This is a genomic window from Flavobacterium sp. (genome assembly GCF_031422135.1).
Taxonomy (GTDB): Bacteria; Bacteroidota; Bacteroidia; order Flavobacteriales; family Flavobacteriaceae; genus Flavobacterium.
In genome coordinates this window covers 1-18,454 of record NZ_JANOQD010000003.1, presented here as the reverse complement: position 1 = coordinate 18,454, position 18,454 = coordinate 1, and the positions used below count along the sequence as shown (strand labels likewise).

Annotated in this window: 20 protein-coding genes and 1 pseudogene; 13 read left to right on the top strand and 8 right to left on the bottom strand. The window is 31.7% G+C overall.

All coding sequences use genetic code 11. The features are described from left to right. Positions 1 to 39 precede the first annotated feature (39 nt). The 8 genes from RMO70_RS00250 to RMO70_RS00215 form a co-directional block, all read right to left on the bottom strand. Positions 40 to 1,047 (bottom strand): hypothetical protein, encoded by a 1,008-nt coding sequence (locus RMO70_RS00250; RefSeq protein WP_310554410.1) that lies wholly within the window; start codon positions 1,045 to 1,047, stop codon positions 40 to 42. A gap of 24 nt (positions 1,048 to 1,071) precedes the next feature. Next, positions 1,072 to 1,908: a GIN domain-containing protein gene (locus RMO70_RS00245; protein WP_310554409.1), complete on the bottom strand. Its 837-nt coding sequence runs from the start codon at positions 1,906 to 1,908 to the stop codon at positions 1,072 to 1,074. Positions 1,909 to 2,012: 104 nt separating this feature from the next. Next, entirely contained in the window at positions 2,013 to 3,476 is a 1,464-nt protein-coding gene (locus tag RMO70_RS00240) for a serine hydrolase (RefSeq protein WP_310554408.1), read from the bottom strand. A gap of 12 nt (positions 3,477 to 3,488) precedes the next feature. After that, on the bottom strand, positions 3,489 to 5,135 hold the full coding sequence (locus tag RMO70_RS00235; protein ID WP_310554407.1) for a serine hydrolase: 1,647 nt from the start codon (positions 5,133 to 5,135) through the stop codon (positions 3,489 to 3,491). Between the two features lie 48 nt (positions 5,136 to 5,183). Continuing rightward, entirely contained in the window at positions 5,184 to 5,933 is a 750-nt protein-coding gene (locus RMO70_RS00230) for a head GIN domain-containing protein (RefSeq protein WP_310554406.1), read from the bottom strand. 2 nt (positions 5,934 to 5,935) lie between these two features. After that, complete coding sequence (locus tag RMO70_RS00225) at positions 5,936 to 7,678, bottom strand: PspC domain-containing protein (RefSeq protein ID WP_310554405.1); 1,743 nt, start codon at positions 7,676 to 7,678, stop codon at positions 5,936 to 5,938. Between the two features lie 4 nt (positions 7,679 to 7,682). Next, a complete protein-coding gene (locus RMO70_RS00220) occupies positions 7,683 to 8,012 on the bottom strand; it encodes a PadR family transcriptional regulator (RefSeq protein WP_310554404.1) in 330 nt (109 codons plus the stop codon). A gap of 76 nt (positions 8,013 to 8,088) precedes the next feature. Continuing rightward, positions 8,089 to 8,553 (bottom strand): DUF4870 domain-containing protein, encoded by a 465-nt coding sequence (locus RMO70_RS00215; protein ID WP_310554403.1) that lies wholly within the window; start codon positions 8,551 to 8,553, stop codon positions 8,089 to 8,091. Positions 8,554 to 8,740: 187 nt separating this feature from the next. Here RMO70_RS00215 and RMO70_RS00210 point away from each other — a divergent pair, with 187 nt between their 5' ends. The 13 genes and pseudogenes from RMO70_RS00210 to RMO70_RS00150 form a co-directional block, all read left to right on the top strand. Further along, positions 8,741 to 9,196: a DUF4442 domain-containing protein gene (locus RMO70_RS00210; protein WP_310554402.1), complete on the top strand. Its 456-nt coding sequence runs from the start codon at positions 8,741 to 8,743 to the stop codon at positions 9,194 to 9,196. Between the two features lie 91 nt (positions 9,197 to 9,287). Then, on the top strand, positions 9,288 to 10,196 hold the full coding sequence (locus tag RMO70_RS00205; RefSeq protein WP_310554401.1) for a TIGR01777 family oxidoreductase: 909 nt from the start codon (positions 9,288 to 9,290) through the stop codon (positions 10,194 to 10,196). Between the two features lie 207 nt (positions 10,197 to 10,403). Continuing rightward, positions 10,404 to 10,979: a nucleotide exchange factor GrpE gene (locus tag RMO70_RS00200; RefSeq protein ID WP_310554400.1), complete on the top strand. Its 576-nt coding sequence runs from the start codon at positions 10,404 to 10,406 to the stop codon at positions 10,977 to 10,979. A gap of 56 nt (positions 10,980 to 11,035) precedes the next feature. Beyond that, positions 11,036 to 12,148, top strand: coding sequence for a molecular chaperone DnaJ (dnaJ, locus tag RMO70_RS00195; RefSeq protein ID WP_310554399.1), 1,113 nt, complete (start codon positions 11,036 to 11,038; stop codon positions 12,146 to 12,148). A 189-nt stretch (positions 12,149 to 12,337) separates the two neighbouring features. Further along, on the top strand, positions 12,338 to 13,258 hold the full coding sequence (locus tag RMO70_RS00190; protein WP_310554398.1) for an ABC transporter ATP-binding protein: 921 nt from the start codon (positions 12,338 to 12,340) through the stop codon (positions 13,256 to 13,258). A 70-nt stretch (positions 13,259 to 13,328) separates the two neighbouring features. Then, positions 13,329 to 14,633 carry an ABC transporter permease gene (locus RMO70_RS00185; RefSeq protein ID WP_310554397.1) on the top strand — a complete coding sequence of 435 codons (1,305 nt, stop codon included), beginning with the start codon at positions 13,329 to 13,331 and terminating at the stop codon, positions 14,631 to 14,633. A 255-nt stretch (positions 14,634 to 14,888) separates the two neighbouring features. Further along, positions 14,889 to 15,338, top strand: a complete 450-nt coding sequence (locus RMO70_RS00180; protein WP_310554396.1) for a hypothetical protein — start codon at positions 14,889 to 14,891, stop codon at positions 15,336 to 15,338. Between the two features lie 2 nt (positions 15,339 to 15,340). Continuing rightward, a complete protein-coding gene (locus RMO70_RS00175) occupies positions 15,341 to 16,504 on the top strand; it encodes a sigma-54 dependent transcriptional regulator (protein ID WP_310554395.1) in 1,164 nt (387 codons plus the stop codon). Between the two features lie 88 nt (positions 16,505 to 16,592). After that, positions 16,593 to 17,225 (top strand): DEAD/DEAH box helicase, encoded by a 633-nt coding sequence (locus RMO70_RS00170; RefSeq protein WP_310554394.1) that lies wholly within the window; start codon positions 16,593 to 16,595, stop codon positions 17,223 to 17,225. Between the two features lie 25 nt (positions 17,226 to 17,250). Continuing rightward, positions 17,251 to 17,496, top strand: coding sequence for a hypothetical protein (locus tag RMO70_RS00165; RefSeq protein ID WP_310554393.1), 246 nt, complete (start codon positions 17,251 to 17,253; stop codon positions 17,494 to 17,496). 1 nt (position 17,497) lies between these two features. Continuing rightward, positions 17,498 to 17,797: a type II toxin-antitoxin system RelE/ParE family toxin gene (locus RMO70_RS00160; RefSeq protein WP_310554392.1), complete on the top strand. Its 300-nt coding sequence runs from the start codon at positions 17,498 to 17,500 to the stop codon at positions 17,795 to 17,797. 9 nt (positions 17,798 to 17,806) lie between these two features. After that, positions 17,807 to 18,025: a putative signal transducing protein gene (locus RMO70_RS00155; RefSeq protein WP_310554391.1), complete on the top strand. Its 219-nt coding sequence runs from the start codon at positions 17,807 to 17,809 to the stop codon at positions 18,023 to 18,025. A gap of 111 nt (positions 18,026 to 18,136) precedes the next feature. Further along, positions 18,137 to 18,454, top strand: a pseudogene (locus RMO70_RS00150) (Fic family protein); the annotation flags it as partial.

Sequence of the window (18,454 nt, the reverse complement as noted above, 5' to 3'; positions counted from 1 at the left end):
TAAAAAAAATTCCAGTCTAAAATTTAGATTGGAATTTTTTTATTCTTCTGATTCAGAATTTTCAATTTCTGATTTTGGTTTCTGAATGTATTCTGTCATTTGATCAAACTCATCATCATAAACCAATGCCATGTTTGGTTTGTCTTTAAATTTTATTAGTAAAGCTGGAGTGCCATTTAATAATTTTTCTTCACTGTCCATATAGATTTGAGAATTATATTTCTCGTCCTCATTACTTTTAGTTTCAATAATTATTTTACTATAAAAAGTTTTGCTGTACAACAAATAAACTTTTTGATTTCTATTATAAGCAAAAACAAGAAGTTTTTCTGCACTATTTGGCTCACTTGGATCTTTTGATCTTAAAACAATTGCACATTCATTAAATTTATTTTGTGTAAAAAAACCATATTGAATTAATGATGAGATACTTCTTTGATCTGTTTCGGCGATAGTATAGTTCTCACTTTCGTTTTCGTTCAAATATTTTATTAAAACTTGTTTTATTGCATATGGTATGCTTTTTTGACTCAAATAAATAAATTCTGTTCCGTATTTTTCGTTATACGTTTCTTGATTTATAAAACCACCATCGCTTTCTATCGGATATTCCGCTTTTCCGGAATCCGTAAGTTTTAAGTATTTTTTTAAATTGTCAAATTTATAATCTTCGCTGGAAGCATCAATTTCTTTTGCCGTTTTCTTCGTTTCAAATAAACTGAAGCAAGGCACTGAAACCATTTCTTGAGGATCATTTTCTGAAGAATAAAGTTTATCTCCAAATTCTAAAACAGCAAGTGTATCTGGAATTTTGTCGTATTCTTCTTTGAATTTTAAATCTAATAATTTTCCTTTTACCAAATAGCCTCTGTCTTTTTCAAATATAAAAAGTTCTCTTTCTTGGGTGCTATTTGTTAATTCTTCACTTGTTAAAAATACTTCTTCATTTTCAAATAGATTTTTATCCTTAGAATTTTTATAATAAAAATAATAACCTAATCCAATTAACCCAATTAATAATGTTGCAACAATAATTTTAATTTTCATATTGGGCATTTATAAATATTGAAATTATTTAGTCATTTTCTTTATCAATTTGCTTTCGCCTGTAAACTTTTTTAACTCAATTTTTGGTTCACCATAAATTTTAATTTCTGATTTTCCGTTGGCAGTAATAATAAGATTTCCATTCGTATTTACAGTACAATCTGTATCGCCTTCTGTGGTGAGGTCAAGCGTTTTTGAGATTAGTTTTTTGCCCTCATATTTAGCATTATTGTCTAATCTCACTTTGAGCTCGTTTACATCGCCCTCGAGTACAGCATCTGATTTTTGGTACATATCAAAAGTAAGCTTGTTTGAAGAAATAAGCGCTTTTACGGAGGCATTTTTGCTTACTTCGACAAATGTATTTTCTCCTTTTATATTCATTGCAATTTCAGACTTATCGTTTGCAAGTAATGTAAATTTTGGAGAATTTGCATTAATAAAACTTTTAGAATAGTCAAATGTTTTTATAGTAATATTGGGAATTGCCATTTCAGTCAAAATATTTAATTTTGCTTCGTGACGGTTTGTGATGAGTTTTAGACTGTCCGTATAAGTTACTCGAACTTCTAATTTTTTGAATCCAGAAATCTCCTTATTAGTGTTTAATCGAAGGGTTTTTCCATAGGTTTGATGGTTGATAATAGCGTGGAGATTTTCATCGGTTTCAATTTCGACACTATTTTTTTCCCCTTTGATAAGAAACACTTCTAGGTTGTCTTCGATTTCAATTTCGGTAAACGGTTCCACTTCGCTTTTTACGATGGTCACAATTTTAGTCCCTTTGATTTTTTCTTTCTTTTGTGCGAGAGTTATTGTTGATAATAAAACTGTAAAAATTAGTAGGTATGTTTTTTTCATTTTGTATTAGTTTTTATGCAAATATAAATAAAAACATCGGTTTCAATAAAAATTAAAACCGATGTTTTCGAATGTTTAGGATACGAATTTAAAGAGTATAATTTCTATTTAGAAATTTCCTCTATTATTTTCTTTCCGTTTTCGTTTTTAGGATCAAGTTCCACTGATTTTTTATAATTTTCGATAGCCAATATTTTGTTTCCAGATTTTAAATAGGCTTCACCTAAACTATCATAAGCATTTCCTGATTTTGGAAAATTTTCGATATTAATTTTGAAAAATTCAATAGCTTCGGTTACTTTATCAATTTGTAAAAACTGATAACCAGCATCATTTATTTCGGATTCTTTTATACTATATTTATCAGATTTTTTAAGTTCTTTTAGTTTTTCTAAACCGCTTGTTAATCCTTTTTCTTTTATTTCGTTAAGTAAAGCATTTGCTAATGACATTTTTGGAGCATCGAATGGCAAATCATAAAGAATATTTCGAATTGCCTTATTCATTTCTCCTAAGTTTGTGCTTCCAGTATTATTTAATAAAATTACCAAATTTTTATCAGAAGGTATTCGAGAAATTACAGTGTTAAACCCATTAATTCCACCTCCATGTTCTATAATTCGTAATTTGTCATTTCCATTTGGCACTTCATTAGTATTCCATCCATATCCATAACTGCCTTTTCCAGTAGAAATATAAGAACCAAATAACAATTCCATTGATTTTGACGAAAGCAATTGGTTGTTGTAAAGCGCTTGATCCCAGAGGTATAGGTCTTCAACAGTTGAGTATAATGAACCTGCAGCATAAGGAATTGACATATCAATATAAGGTGCATTTTCATAACCATTTCCTTTTTTCTCATAACCAGATGCTCTATTTTTTAGTATCACAGAACTACTATCATAGCCAGTATTGTTCATTTTTAAGGGAGTGAAAATGGATTCGTGTAAGTTTTTTTCAAAACTCTTTCCCGAAACTTTTTCGATAATGTGACCCAATAAGAAATAACCAGAATTGCTGTAAGCAAATTTTTCACCTGGTTTAAATTGAAGGGGTAAATCTGAAAATTGTTTTACAAAAACTTCAGGAGTGAACGGATTTCGACTTACCTCTTTAAAAAAGTTAGGAAAAGAGGTGTAATTTGGAATTCCAGATGTGTGTGTTAGCAAATGATGAACAGTGATTATGTCTCCAGTTGTTTTAGGATAATCGGGTAAATATAATGAAATTGGTGCGTCTAATTTTAATTTCCCTTGTTCAACCAATTGAATAATCAATAAAGCCGTAAACTGTTTGGAAATAGAACCCAATCTGTGTTTCGTATCTGGATTGTTTGGAATATTCCATTCTATATTAGCCATTCCAAATCCTTTTTTGTATATTATTTTCCCTTGTTCTGCAACAAGTACAGACCCATTAAATTGATTATATTCAGCAAATTGAATCATTAATTTATCGATTTGTGAAGTTTTGTTTTGTCCTATACTAACATTTGTGGTAATTAGTAGAACTACAATACTTAAAGTGATTGACTTTACTATTGAATGAATTGATTTTGTTTTCATAATGATTGATTTTTATTTAGTTATTGCTGGTATTAAATATTCTTGCATCATCTTTTCAATTTGTTTTTCTCCGTTTGGCGTATTGTATGCTGTGGCAGTAATTACAATAACAATTGGTTGGTTTTTGAAAATGAAAATTCTATTTCCACCGTTTCCGCTAGAATAGTAAACTTCATAATCTTTGCCATTCAGTTTGTATGTTTTATTCCAAAATAGGTAGCCATAAAATTCGTCTTCTGATATTTCCATTTGATGCGACAAACTTTCAGTAACCCATTCTTTTGATAAAATTTGTTTTCCATTCCACGTTCCTTGATTTTTATATAATTGCCCGAATTTAGCATAGTTCAATGAACTTAATTGCAAACTTCCCGCCGTATTTACAACTTTTTGCGGTGTAAATTGCCATTTGTATTTAGTAATACCAAGAGGGCGAAATAAATTTTTGTCGGCATATTTTTCTAATCCATCTGGAACAGATTTATGAATTATGTCGCCCAAAACTATACAGCCAGCAGTAAAATAATCCCATTGTTTTCCCGCAACTTTTGTTTTGTTAATAGGAAGATTTAATGTAAAGTCAACCCAATTTTTAGTAGGATACATATTTTCTTCGTGACCAATTGATTCAGTATTCATATCCGATCCTTCAAAAGTTGAACTCATTGTCAGTAAACTTTTTAATGTGATACTGTCTTTTGCTGTTGAATAGTTTTGAAAGGATTTTAGGTCGTAAAATTCTTTTAGGGTTTGCGTTTCGCTTTTTATGTATTTGTCTTTTATTGCGATTCCTAAAAGAGTCGATGCAAATGATTTACCAACTGAACGCGTGTCGTGAAGCGAGTTTCTATTTGCGCCATTGAAATACTCTTCAATTAGAATTTTTCCGTCTTTTATTGCAACAATACTGGTTACATTTTTATAGGTTTTCTTCGCAATTTTTCGGTTTAGTTCTTCAATTTTAGCAATATCAATTTTATCTTTTGAAATCTGCCAATCTTTAATTGGTTTTATCGATTGAATTTTAACCAGTTTTTCATCGATTTTTATTTCTGGAATGATAATTTTTATTTGCCCTTCAGCAATTATGTTACCAGTCAAAACTTCGGTCAGTTTTAAATAAGGTCTGATTTCAATTTTAAGTAAATGTTCTCCTTCTGAAAGGGCTTCTTGACCGCCATTGCCAAAAAATCTATTCCAAAGAAATTTACCCCAAGAATCTTCGTTAGTGGAACTTATTAATGGAACTCTGAAAATTGTTTTCTGATTTTTGCTTTCTGCGCTTCCAGCTCCAATATTTAGGTTTTCAACATAAATTTTTTTGCCGTCAATAATAAATGTAAATTGATAATTCCCGTTTTTAGTCAGTTCGTCAGCAGTTGATTGCGGTGATAACAAATGAAGATAATTTGTCAAAGATTTGTCTAAAAAAACTCTGATATTTAAATCTGATTTCTCTTTTAATTCAAATGATTTTAGAAAATCTGTTTCTTTGAAGTTTTCGATTGCAATTGGCTGTGAAATAAAAGCAATTTTGCCAATGTTTGATTTGTGAATTGGATAAATTATGCTATCGTTTTTTACAAAGTCTTTCGTTTGTCCGAAAAAACTCAAATTGGTCAGTAAACTTAATATTAGGATTTTAAATTGACTTTTCATTTATTTTGTTTTCATATTGATTGATTTTATTGATTGATTTTTCAAAATTTATTCTTTACCCACACTTCCACCTGAAGATTCTTCAATGTCGATTTGATTTGGTTTTTTGATATATCCAATACTGCTTCCACTGCTGGCTTTGGCAGACAATTTTAAAATTGGATTTACTACGGTTTCACTGCCGCTGCTGCTTTGAGCATTTACTTCGTTGACAAGTAATTCTTCAGCATCTATTGAGCTTCCACTTGAAGAAGCAGTTTCAAGCGCAATTGCTTTGCCCTTTACTTTTATTTCGCTTCCACTGGTAGTTTCTACAGTAATTTTATCAGATTCAATAACAACATTCATATCAGCTGCACTACTTGACTTTAGATATATATTATTGCTTTTGATTACACCTTTATTTGTTAAATTAGAGCCGCTTGAACTTTCTAGCCCAGAAATGATAGGTAAATAAACAGTTATTTTCTTTGAAGCCACATTGTGATAGTTGTTGTACTTTGAGGTTATTTTTAAAGTGCCATTTTCCACATAGGTTTCAATTCCTTTAATTAAATTCTCATCAGCTTCAACAACTACTTTAAAGGTATTTGATTGAATAATTTCACAATCTAAAGCTCGATTTACAGTTACTTTTTCAAAACCAGATAAGTTTCTGTTTTCGGTAATCACGTTGCCGTTACCTTTGATACTTTCTTGTCCGAAATCGAAATCAATATCGTGCTTGCAGGAATTAAATAGTAACGCTATAAACGTGGCTACTATTATTTTTGCTAGATTCATAAGTAACTTTATCATAACTAATTGGTTTTAATTATTATCCCGTCTTTATTGATTTTTAACTCCTTAATATCTTTTGAATTGGAATTAATAGTATCGTTTGTTATAGAAATTCCGTTTTTGTTGATAGTCACATTACTCGGAATGATATCTTCTAAATCTTCTTCTAATTGATCGTTGTTGCCATCATTATATTCATACGTTTCCTCGTCTGGGCAATTCAAACATTTTATTTTATTCGATTCTACTTTATAAATATAGTCGTCTGAACTGTGGTGCAAGTTGAAGTAATCATTTTCGCTATCATCATATTCTTGAACTGATTTGTCTGCTTTAAAAACGATTCCTTTTGGTAAGTAAAGATAAATTTTAACTTCTTGGTCTCTGAATTTATTTTCTACATCGGTCAACCAGTAATTATCAAATACAAGTTCGTTTCCTTCAATTTTATAGCTGTATTTAATTTTTTCGGCTCTTTGTCTCGCATCAGACAATGATTTTCCTTCAGCTAATTTTTCAATTTGAATGTAAGGCGTTGTTTCATTGGATTCTAAAATTTCAATGGTTACTTCGTTAGAATAAATCAAATTTTTATTGGAAGCATCTTGCACCAATTCGTTATCATCATTATAAAATCCTTTGGCATACATATCGTTGTATTTGAATTTAATTCGCAATGTGTCACTTGGATTTAAATTTAGAGTTTGTTTTTCAGAAATGCGACCTTCGTATGCAGATTCAGTTCCTTGTTTGATTCCAAAACCTATTAGTATTATAATTGAAACAATCCACAAGCCTAATAGCGTATATTTTGCTGTATTTCCAATAGATCTAAGGTTAGTTACTAATAATTTCAGTCCTAAAATCAGTAAGAATATAAATGGAATTCCACCAGCTAGAATGCTTAAAAATATGATAAGCCACATCGGAATTCCTGAGAAATTTTCTATTTCTGCATGCTCTAAAAATGGTGTGTCCAAAAACTGAAATGTTCCAATGGTAAAGAAGGCAACTATAGATCCAATAATTACGGAAGCTGCTATGAAAACTATAAATCCCCCCAATACCTTACCAAATACTTCAAATAATTTAGGAAAAACAGTTTCTACTGCACCTCCAATTTTTTCGGCGCCAGATTTAAATTGAGTTCCCATTTTGTCATAATCAGCATTTTTTATTTTATCTGAAATACTGTCAAATTCTTCTCTAACTTTTTTTTCAATATTCGAAATGTTAATTGGTTCTCCTCGCATTTCTAATTTTTCGGAAGTCGTTTTTGCTTCAGGCATAATAATCCAAAATATAATATAAACTACTACTCCAGAACCAAAAGTTAATAACAATATAAGCATTATTAATCGCAACCAAATTTTATCTATTCCAAAATAATGCCCAAAACCAGACAAAACACCTCCAATAATTCCGCCTTCTACATCACGATATAGTTTTCTTGTTTTAATAGGATTATAGATTGTGCTAAAATTTTCTTGTTTTGGTTCGTCTTCGATTTTATAATCTTCGGGTTGTCCCATAACAGCAATAACATCATCTATTTCTTTTATTCCAAGAACTTGTTTTTCGCTGGTAATTTTTTCAGAAAATAGTTCAGATATCCTACTTTCAATATCATTCATTATTTCTTCACGTCCATCATTTGATAAAGAGCGTTTTATTGCATCAAAATAGCGATTCAATTTTTGATAGGCATCTTCATCTATGTGAAAGAAAAAACCTCCTAAATTCATATTTACTGTCTTGTTCATAGCTTTAGTTTTTGGTAGTTATAAGTGTTACTGCATCAGACAATTCAGTCCAAGTGCCATTTAATTCTGTTAAAAATGAGTTTCCTTCTTCGGTCAGACCGTAATATTTCCTTGGTGGTCCTGATGTGGATTCTTCCCAACGATAGTCGAGTAATCCGTCATTTTTTAATCTTGTCAGTAGCGGATATACTGTTCCTTCTACGACAAGCAATTTGGCGTTTTTTAAAGTGTCTAATATTTCTGAGGTGTATGCTTCCTTATCTTTCAAGACCGATAAGATGCAAAACTCAAGAACACCTTTTCGCATTTGCGCTTTTGTGTTTTCAATGTTCATAAAAATTCTTTTTTAGTGATTAAACTGTTCATTTTTTGATTGATTTTGATTTGCCTTTGCGGCTGATGATTGAAACTTATTTTATAAAATTAATTGTTAGTGGATATTTGAATTTATATCCTTCATTTGTTTTTACTGCTGCATATATAATTAAGAAAAACTCTGCAATTTTCATAAAGCAAAACAGTCCAATCGCTATTATTGCTATTAGGACAATTCCCGTAATGTTTCCAGTTGCTAATTTTTCGATTAGAAAATCGCCATTCTCAATTTCATTAAAACTCACATTACTAAATATGGAGAACAATAAAGTAGGAATAGAGATGGCTAATAATAGAATGGAATACAGTAACATACTTAGCTGAAAATTAATCACATGCTTTCCGTTATAATTTATAAATTCTGACGAATCTTTTTTACTTCCCCATAATAGTATTGGCAGTATATAATTGCCAAAAGGAATAAAATATTTTGTTAAAGCACTTAAATGAATAAATGCGGAGAAGTTTTTTTCTTTGTTTGATGTTAGAATTGCCTCCATAATTTTTGATTTTTTGATTGACGATTTATAATAGTACTTTCTTTTGGCTATTAATTTCTTATACAAAGATAAGGTTAAAAAAAGGTATTATGCAAAACAAAGTACTAAATGTTAACATTTATTTAACAAATAAAAAAAGTAGGCGTGCATAGTATTATTTTGTATTTTAGCAAAAAAATCAATCATTATGCAGTTTACAGCCTCAAATTTAAACAAGTTTTTGTTTTTTAAATTGCCATCAGCCTATTGGTCAGGCGTTAGAGCAAAAAGTATTTCTGAATCTCAATGTGTAGTTTCTGTAAAACACCGATGGATAAGTCAAAACCCTTTCAAATCAATGTATTTTGCCGTACAAGCTATGGCGGCTGAGCTTACAACGGGAGCATTAGTGATGTTACACATTCAAAAAAGCAGACGAAATATATCTATGCTAGTAGCTAATAATAAAGGAAATTTTTCTAAAAAAGCAACAGGTCGCATTACTTTTACGTGTCACGATGGACATTTAATAGAAGAAGCTATAAAGAATACAATTGCTTCTGGCGAAGGACAAACATTCTGGATGAAATCTATTGGTGTCAATGAAAAAGGCGAACAAGTTTCTGAAATGGATTTTGAATGGAGTATTCGAGTTAAATCGTAAATTCTCCATCTAGTAAACTTAAACAATAGTTAAACTGACTGCAATAACATTTTATTAAGAAGTACTATGGCTATTTTTGAATAAAAAGAAAATGAAAGTCTTAATTACTGGTGCAACAGGTCTTATAGGTAAACAAATTTCCGAATTGTTGCTTCAAAACGGTATAAAAATCCATTATCTCACCACTTCAAAAAATAAAATACAACATCAACCCAACTACTCTGGTTTTTATTGGAATCCTCAAACGGGAATAATCGATGAGAATTGCTTATTAGGAGTTACCGCTATTATTAATTTAGCCGGTGCATCAATTGCAAAACGATGGACTTTAAAGTATAAACAAGAAATTATTGAGAGTCGTGTTTTGTCCTCTAATTTATTGTTTAAAGTTTTAAAAGAAAATCCACATCAAGTAGAACAGTTTATTTCGGCATCAGCAATTGGCATTTATCCTGACAGTTTAAATCATTTCTACATTGAAGATTTTCACGATTTTAATAACTCTTTTCTTTCTAATGTAGTTCATAAGTGGGAGGAGTCTGTTGATCAAATTGAACGATTAAAAATTAAAGTTTGTAAGCTAAGAATTGGCTTAGTTTTATCGACTCTAGGTGGCGCTTTACCAGAAATTATAAAACCAACCAAGTTAGGTCTTGGAGCAGCTTTTGGTTCAGGAAAGCAAAAACAATCTTGGATACATATTCATGATTTAGCAAATATGTTTTTGTTTGCTTTGCAAAATAATTTATCAGGAGTTTATAATGCTGTTGGGCCAATTCCAGTGACTAATAATGAACTTTCTGAAGTAGTTGCAAGAACATTAGACAAGCCTTATTTCTTGCCAAATATCCCTAAATTTATAATGAAATTAGTTCTTGGCGAAATGCATACTCTGTTATTTGAAAGTCAAGATGTAAGTTCAGAAAAAATTGCGAAAGCAGGTTTTCAATTTGAATTCAAAACCATTCATACTGCATTAAATGATTTACTTAAAAAATAAACTAGCATAAATAATAAAAAGCACCATAGAAATTGGTGCTTTTAAAGTATGTTGAATTAATAATAGGTGAAAAAAGTAAATATTTTATATACGCCAAATTTACAAAATCAAAAATCAATCTTTCTTAAAATTATATTAAATTATTTAATGACAATTTGACATTTATTTCATAATTGGCAGTACTTTTGCAATCTGATTAGAAATACAATGAATTTTAAAAAGATATTTAAAAATAAAGCAAAAATGACTACTGAGAATACTGAAATTGACAAAGAATTAGATGAAATTACATTAGAACAAAATGCTAATGGAGAACAATTAATAGTTGAAGAATTAAGTGTTGAAGAACAATTAGCTAAGGATTTAGCACACGAAAAAGACAAATTCCTTCGTCTTTTTGCAGAATTTGAAAATTATAAAAGACGTACGACTAAAGAAAGAATTGATTTGTTTAAAACTGCCAACCAAGAAGTTTTACAAGCAATGCTTCCAGTAATGGATGATTTTGACAGAGCTATTGTGGAAATCACAAAATCGGAAGACGAAAACCTAATCAAAGGTGTCGAATTGATTCATACAAAACTAAAAGACACTTTGTATTCTAAAGGATTGGAAGTAGTTGAAATTAAATCTGGTGATGCTTTCGATGCTGATTTTGCTGAAGCTATTACTCAGATTCCAGCAGGTGATAAACTAAAAGGAAAAATAGTTGATGTAATCGAAAAAGGATACAAGTTAGGTGACAAAATCATCCGTTTTCCTAAAGTAGTAATAGGAAACTAAAATAGTAAGATTTTGAATTAAACCTAATTCTAAAATCCTTAATCCTTAATTTAAAAATGAAAAAAGATTTTTACGAAATATTAGGCGTTACTAAAAGTGCCAACGAAGCCGAAATCAAAAAAGCATACCGCAAAAAAGCGATAGAGCATCACCCAGACAAAAATCCAGGCGATGCAGCAGCCGAAGAAAAATTTAAACAAGCTGCCGAAGCCTACGAAGTATTAAGCGATCCTCAAAAGAAAGCACAATACGATCGTTTTGGTCATCAAGCCTTTGAAGGAGGTAATGGCGGTGGTGGTTTTAGCGGTGGCGGAATGAATATGGATGATATTTTCAGCCAGTTCGGTGATATTTTTGGTGGTGGTGGTTTTGGTGGTTTTGGCGGTGGCGGAGGTCAACGTCGTGCCAAAGGAAGCAACCTTCGTATCAAAGTCAAATTAACTTTGGAAGAAATTGCCAATGGTGTCGAGAAAAAAGTCAAAGTCAAACGCAAAACACAAGCACCAGGAGTTTCCTACAAAACCTGTTCAACTTGTAACGGTCAAGGGCAAGTAATGCGAGTTACAAACACAATTTTGGGACGTATGCAATCCGCATCAACCTGTCCAACTTGTGGTGGCTCTGGTCAAATTATTGAAAGAAAACCTGCCGATGCAGATTCTCAAGGTATGATTCTAGAAGACGAAACCGTTTCTATAAAAATCCCTGCTGGTGTGGTTGATGGAATGCAATTAAAAGTTTCCAACAAAGGAAATGATGCTCCAGGAAACGGAATTCCAGGTGATTTAATTGTAGCCATTGAAGAAATTGAACACGAATTTCTGAAACGAGAAGGTGAAAACTTACATTACGATTTGTATATCAGTTTTGCCGAAGCTGTTTTAGGAATTTCTAAAGACATTGATGCTGTAAACGGAAAAGTGCGCATCAAACTAGAAGAAGGAATCCAGTCAGGAAAAATTCTTCGACTAAAAGGAAAAGGAATTCCAAGTATTAATAGCTATGGAAATGGTGATTTGCTTGTTCACGTGAATGTATGGACACCAAAAACTTTAAACAAAGATCAAAAAGCATTTTTTGAAAAGAATATTACTGATCCAAATTTTACTCCAAATCCAGAAAAATCAGAAAAATCATTCTTTGAGAAAGTAAAAGATATGTTTTCATAATATAGTAGAATGAGTTTCGACTTATTTTATTTTTTTTCCCATCCTAGTGCAAATTAGGGTGGGTTTTTTGTAACATTTAATGCAATCTGTTATCTAACTATTAAATTTTAAAACTTAATTTTCTTAATTCCTTAATGGTTCTAAAAAAGTTTTAATTCTTATTTTTACCAAAAAAACCAATATTTTACAATGAATAATATTCTCGAAGTAAAAAACGTAGTCAAGCAATATGGCGATTACACCGCCTTAAACAGTGTCTCGCTGCAAGTTCCAAAAGGAAGTATTTATGGGCTTTTAGGTCCAAATGGAGCAGGGAAAACTACTTTAATACGTATTATCAACCAAATTACGATGCCAGATTCTGGTGAAGTATTGCTTGATGGCAAAAAACTAACGCCAAGTGATGTACAATACATTGGTTATATGCCTGAAGAAAGAGGTTTGTATAAAACGATGAAAGTAGGTGAGCAGTGTTTGTATCTTGCCCAACTCAAAGGAATGCCAAAAGCAGAAGCACAAAAACAACTCAAATATTGGTTCGAAAAATTTGAAATTGAAGGATGGTGGAATAAGAAAATCCAAGAATTATCCAAAGGAATGGCACAAAAAATACAGTTTATTGTTACCATTTTACACCAACCAAAATTGTTAATTCTCGACGAACCCTTTTCAGGATTTGATCCTGTCAATGCCAATTTGATTAAAGATGAAATAATCGAATTGAACAAAAAAGGAACTTCCATCATTTTTTCTACTCACAGAATGGAAAGCGTAGAAGAAATGTGCGATTATATAGCCTTAATACACCAATCCAATAAACTCATCGAAGGAAAACTTGAAGATGTGAAACGACAATACCGAACACACAAGTTTCAAGTTGGGATACTAACCAACAATGTCGAGGGATTAATGTACGATTTAACGCAAAAATTCACAGTGTCACAAACCAATTTCAAATCCCTAAACGACGATTTAAAACTTGAAATCGATCTAGGCAACGCCACTTCAAACGAACTTTTGAATATTCTAACAAGTCGAGGTCAAGTCACCCATTTTTCAGAAAATATTCCAAGCGTAAACGATATATTTATTCAAACAGTAACCAAATAGATTGTTGGATTGTTAGATTATTCGATTATTCGAAAAGTCTAACAACCGAATGATCCAAAAATCCAAAAAAATGTCTATACTATCCCTTATCATAAAAAGAGAATTCATTGCCAAAGTTCGCAATAAATCCTTTATTGTAATGACTTTTTTAAGTCCGTTATTAATCGTTGGACTTTCTTTTTTTGTAGGCTATCTAGCTACTATGAATAAAGATGAAGTAACCAAGATTGCCATTCATGACGAATTAAGTATACTGAAAGCCGACTTCAAAAACACCAAAGAAACAGTCTATGTGGATTTGTCAGGAATGCCATTGCAATTAGCAAAAGATACCGCAAGTAAAAACTACGAAGGTTTGATCTTTATTCCAAAAGTCGCTAACATTCAAGAGCTTTCCGAAAAAGTACAATACATTTCTGACGATAGCCCAAGTATGAAATTTATTATTACTACCGAAAAAGTCATCAATAATAAATTGACCCAAGCCAATCTTGCTGTTTTAGGCTTTGACAATGATAAAATTGAAAAAGCTGAGGTAAGTTCCAATATTCATTTGACCAAATTTTCAGGCGAAGACACTATTAAAGGAATCAATGAAATGAAAATTGCGATTGGTGGCGCATTTGGTTACTTAATTATGATGTTTATTGTAATTTATGGCAATTTTGTAATGCGAAGTGTCATCGAAGAAAAAACCTCACGCATCATCGAAATCATTATATCTTCTGTAAAACCTTACCAATTGATGATGGGAAAAATCATTGGAAATTCACTTGCAGGAATCCTACAATTTGCCATTTGGGCAATCGTTGGCGGTATTTTAATGTTTAGTATTTCCGCTTTTTTTGGTATTCAAACAGGTGCTGAATCCAGTGTAGATCCTGAAATGGTTGGCAAAGTTCAAGAAGGATTAGGCATAACAATTCAGAGTTATGTTAAAGAAATATTGAATTTACCACTAGGAACCTTAATCTCCAGTTTCATCATCTATTTCATCGGAGGCTACTTTCTATATAGTTCCTTCTACGCCGCCATTGGTGCTGCGGTAGATTCTGAAACCGATTCGCAACAATTTCTCTTGCCTATCATAATGCCTTTAATATTAGGGGTTTATATAGGTTTTTTTACCGTTGTCAACGATCCTCACGGAACTGTCGCCATAATATTCTCAATGGTGCCACTTACATCACCTATCGTAATGCTTATGCGAATTCCATTTGGTGTGCCTTGGTGGCAACTCGCCATCTCCATTACGCTATTATTCGCAACATTTTTAGGAGTAGTTTGGTTTGCTGCAAAAATATATCGAGTCGGAATCCTAATGTATGGCAAAAAACCAACTTGGAAAGAACTATACAAGTGGCTTCAGTATTAGGAGCCAATCCCGCTGTCATTCCAAATCTTTTTGTCTAAAACTTTTTTTCTAACAACTTGCAGGAACTTCCTTTGGTCGTTCTGCAAGTTCCAGAAAAAATAAGTTTTCTCCAAAAAGGATTTTCCCTTCCATCGGGGCTAGAGCAACATTTCGTTCCAAAACAAATAATACATCTTAATGAACCTTAATTTCTTAATGGTTCAAAAAAGACTTAACTTTGCCTTTTTGGCCACAAACGAATAATCAAATTAGCAAATGATTAAAAATTTAAAATTCGCAATACTGTTTATTTTCCTAAGCTTATTAACTTCTTGTTCTGTCGGAATGTTTTCAAATTCTAATTTCACCTATTTTGATCATCTTAAAAAAGTAGAATATGAAAAAAGTAGTTTAACTGAAGTACACAAAAAAATATCAAATGAAGAATCAGATTCTATTAAAATATTTGTTGAGGGAGAAACACTTGATTTTGAATTCGAAAAAATAGGTTTGATAGAAACATTAGGTGCACAACATTCTTTTGAAGAAGATTTATTAATAGAGATTAAAAAATTGGCAGTTGAACGAAATTGTGATGCCATTATCAACTTCAAAAAAAATTATACCGATCGAGAAAGTGGAGTTATGTTTAGCGATGCACCACGAACAAAATATACATCTAAAACTTTCAGCGGAATAGCAGTAAAAATCACCAAGAAAATATAATTATGTCAAAAATCCTAATCATCGAAGACGAACCAGCCATTCGCCGAGTTCTTACCAAAATACTAACCGAAGAAAGCGATACTTACAAAGTAGACGAAGCCGAAGACGGTGTACAAGGATTGGAAAAAATAAAAAACGATGACTATGATTTGGTTCTTTGCGACATCAAAATGCCAAAAATGGATGGTGTAGAAGTGCTTGAAGCTGCAAAAAAACTTAAACCCGAAATTCAAATGGTAATGATTTCAGGTCACGGAGATCTCGAAACCGCTGTAAAAACAATGCGACTCGGTGCTTTCGATTATATATCTAAACCACCAGATTTGAATAGATTGCTAAATACCGTTCGCAACGCACTCGACAAAAAACAACTCGTTGTAGAAAATAAGATTTTAAAGAAAAAAGTTTCCAAAAACTACGAAATGATAGGTGAGAGCCAACCCATCAATCAAATCAAAGAAATGATTGAAAAAGTAGCACTCACCGAAGCTCGTGTCTTGATTACTGGGCCAAACGGCACAGGAAAAGAACTTGTAGCGCATCAACTACACGAAAAAAGCGAGCGTTGCAACGCACCACTTATCGAGGTTAATTGCGCTGCCATTCCTTCAGAATTAATAGAAAGCGAATTGTTTGGTCACGTAAAAGGAGCCTTCACATCGGCCGTAAAAGACCGTACAGGAAAATTTGAAGCCGCTGATGGTGGTACCATTTTTCTGGACGAAATTGGCGATATGAGTCTTTCGGCACAAGCCAAAGTTTTACGAGCTTTGCAAGAAAGTTTGATACAAAGAGTAGGAGCAGACAAAGACATAAAGGTTAATGTTCGTGTCGTAGCGGCAACCAACAAAGATTTGAAACTAGAAATTGCCGAAGGTCGTTTCCGAGAAGATTTATACCATCGATTAGCTGTAATTTTAATAAAAGTGCCAGCTTTGAACGAGCGTCGTGACGATATTCCGTTATTAATCGAATATTTTGCTGACAAAATTGCTTCTGAACAAGGCAATGCAATCAAATCATTCTCAAAACAAGCCATTAAACTTTTACAAGAATACGACTGGACTGGAAATATCCGCGAATTAAGAAATGTGGTCGAAAGATTAATCATTCTTGGAGGAAACGAAATCTCAGAAAATGATGTAAAACTGTATGCAAGTAAATAAATTATTTCGCAAAGATGCACAAAGTAAGCTCAAAGTAAAGTCAAAAAACTTCGTGAATCTCTGTGGCTCTTAGTGTAACAACAAAAAAATGAATTTAAAAAAAATAAATCCTAGTCTCCAAAAAGCACTCATCGAAAACGGTTTAACCGAAGCCAATGAAGTGCAACAATCAACATTCAGTACTATTAAAAGTGGTGCCGATGCTGTTGTAGTTGCTCCAAAAGGTGCTGGAAAATCCACAACGATAATCATTAACGTGATTCAGCGAATGGAAAAATCTATTGGCGAAAGCACCAGAGCATTAATCATTGTCGAAAATAAAGAACGTGTTCTAGAAATGGAAGAAATGTTTTTGAAATACGGAAATTACCACGATTTAAGTGTTTTAGGAGTTCACGACAAAGGCGATATCGATTATGATAAAAACATAATTTCCTTAGGATTGGATGTATTAATAGGAACGCCAAATAGAATAAACGCGATGTTTGCTTCAGCTGGATTTAATATTAGTACCATCAAAATGTTTGTGGTTGATGATGCTGATATTCTTTTCAGAACCCGAATGGATGCTATTATCCATCGATTGTCAAACAGTATCGAAAAATCACAACGTCTTTTCTTCACTACGGATTTAACCGAAAGAGTAGAATCTCTCGCCGATAAAATAATGATTGAACCTTTGTTTTTTGAAATGGATGCCGACGAAAGTGACGAAAATTAATATATTTGTATAAAACTTTAAATTTATGAATATAGCAGCTAAGAAAATAGAGTTGATGGATTGGTTACTTCATATAAACGATGAAAGTAAATTAAAAAAAGTTTTGGCTTTTAAAACTATTCTAGATGCAGAAATCGTTGCTTATGATGTAAAAGGGAATCCCATTTCAAAAGACGAATATATTAATATGGTTCATAAAGCTGATAAACGAATTTCTTCAGGCGAATATAAATCTATTGATGATTTAGAAAAAGAAATTGAAAATTGGTAGTATGCAAAAACCAATTAGAATTCTTTGGGATAATGAGGCTATATCAGATTTAAAAATAATATTTGACTTCTTAAAATTGAAATCACATCAAGGAGCAAAAAATGTAATTAAGGATGTTGTCAACCAAAGTAGAGATATTCATTTTACAAATCAATATCAAGTTGATGAATATTTAGGAGAGCCTTTCAGAAGAATGGTGGTAAGAGATTATAAAATTATTTATAAGGTGCAATCTGAATCTGAAATTAGAATTCTTCAAATTTTTAATTCAAGACAAAATCCAAGTAAGTTAAAAAAATAATAAAGTATTATGGGATTAATGAAAATATTTTCAGGCAGCGAAATTTTAGCGCAAGCTTTACAATCTAAACTAGAAGAAGCTAAAGTTACCACTTCTATTAAAAATAATATTCAATCAGGACGATTGGCTGGTTTTGGAACAGCGGACCAAGCCGTAGAAGTTTTTATACAAGAAACCGATTTTGCCAAAGCAAATCCAGTGATTGAAGAGTTTCGAATGAGTATTTAGAGTCAATATTCAAAAGTCAAAATCAATGTTTTGGCTTTTTTTATATAGAATTTTTTAATATCGGATAAAATGTTTTTTTAATATATCCGATATTATTATCTTTGTAGTATTATGTGGAACATTGATAGAACATATTTGCCGGAATTTGAATCAACTTTTGAACGATTGTATGATAAACAAACTATTTTAGTTAAAAATAGATCTTTGTCAAACAGTGCTTTGAGCAAAATTAAAGAAGCACTTTCTGTCGAATGGACTTATAACTCCAATAGTATCGAAGGGAATACTTTGAGTTTACAAGAAACTCAAATGGTTCTTCAAGACGGAATTACTATTAGAGGAAAATCGCTTCGGGAGCATTTTGAAGCAAAAAATCACGAACGAGCTATTAACTATTTGTACTCTATTGTAAGCGAAGATTATAAAATA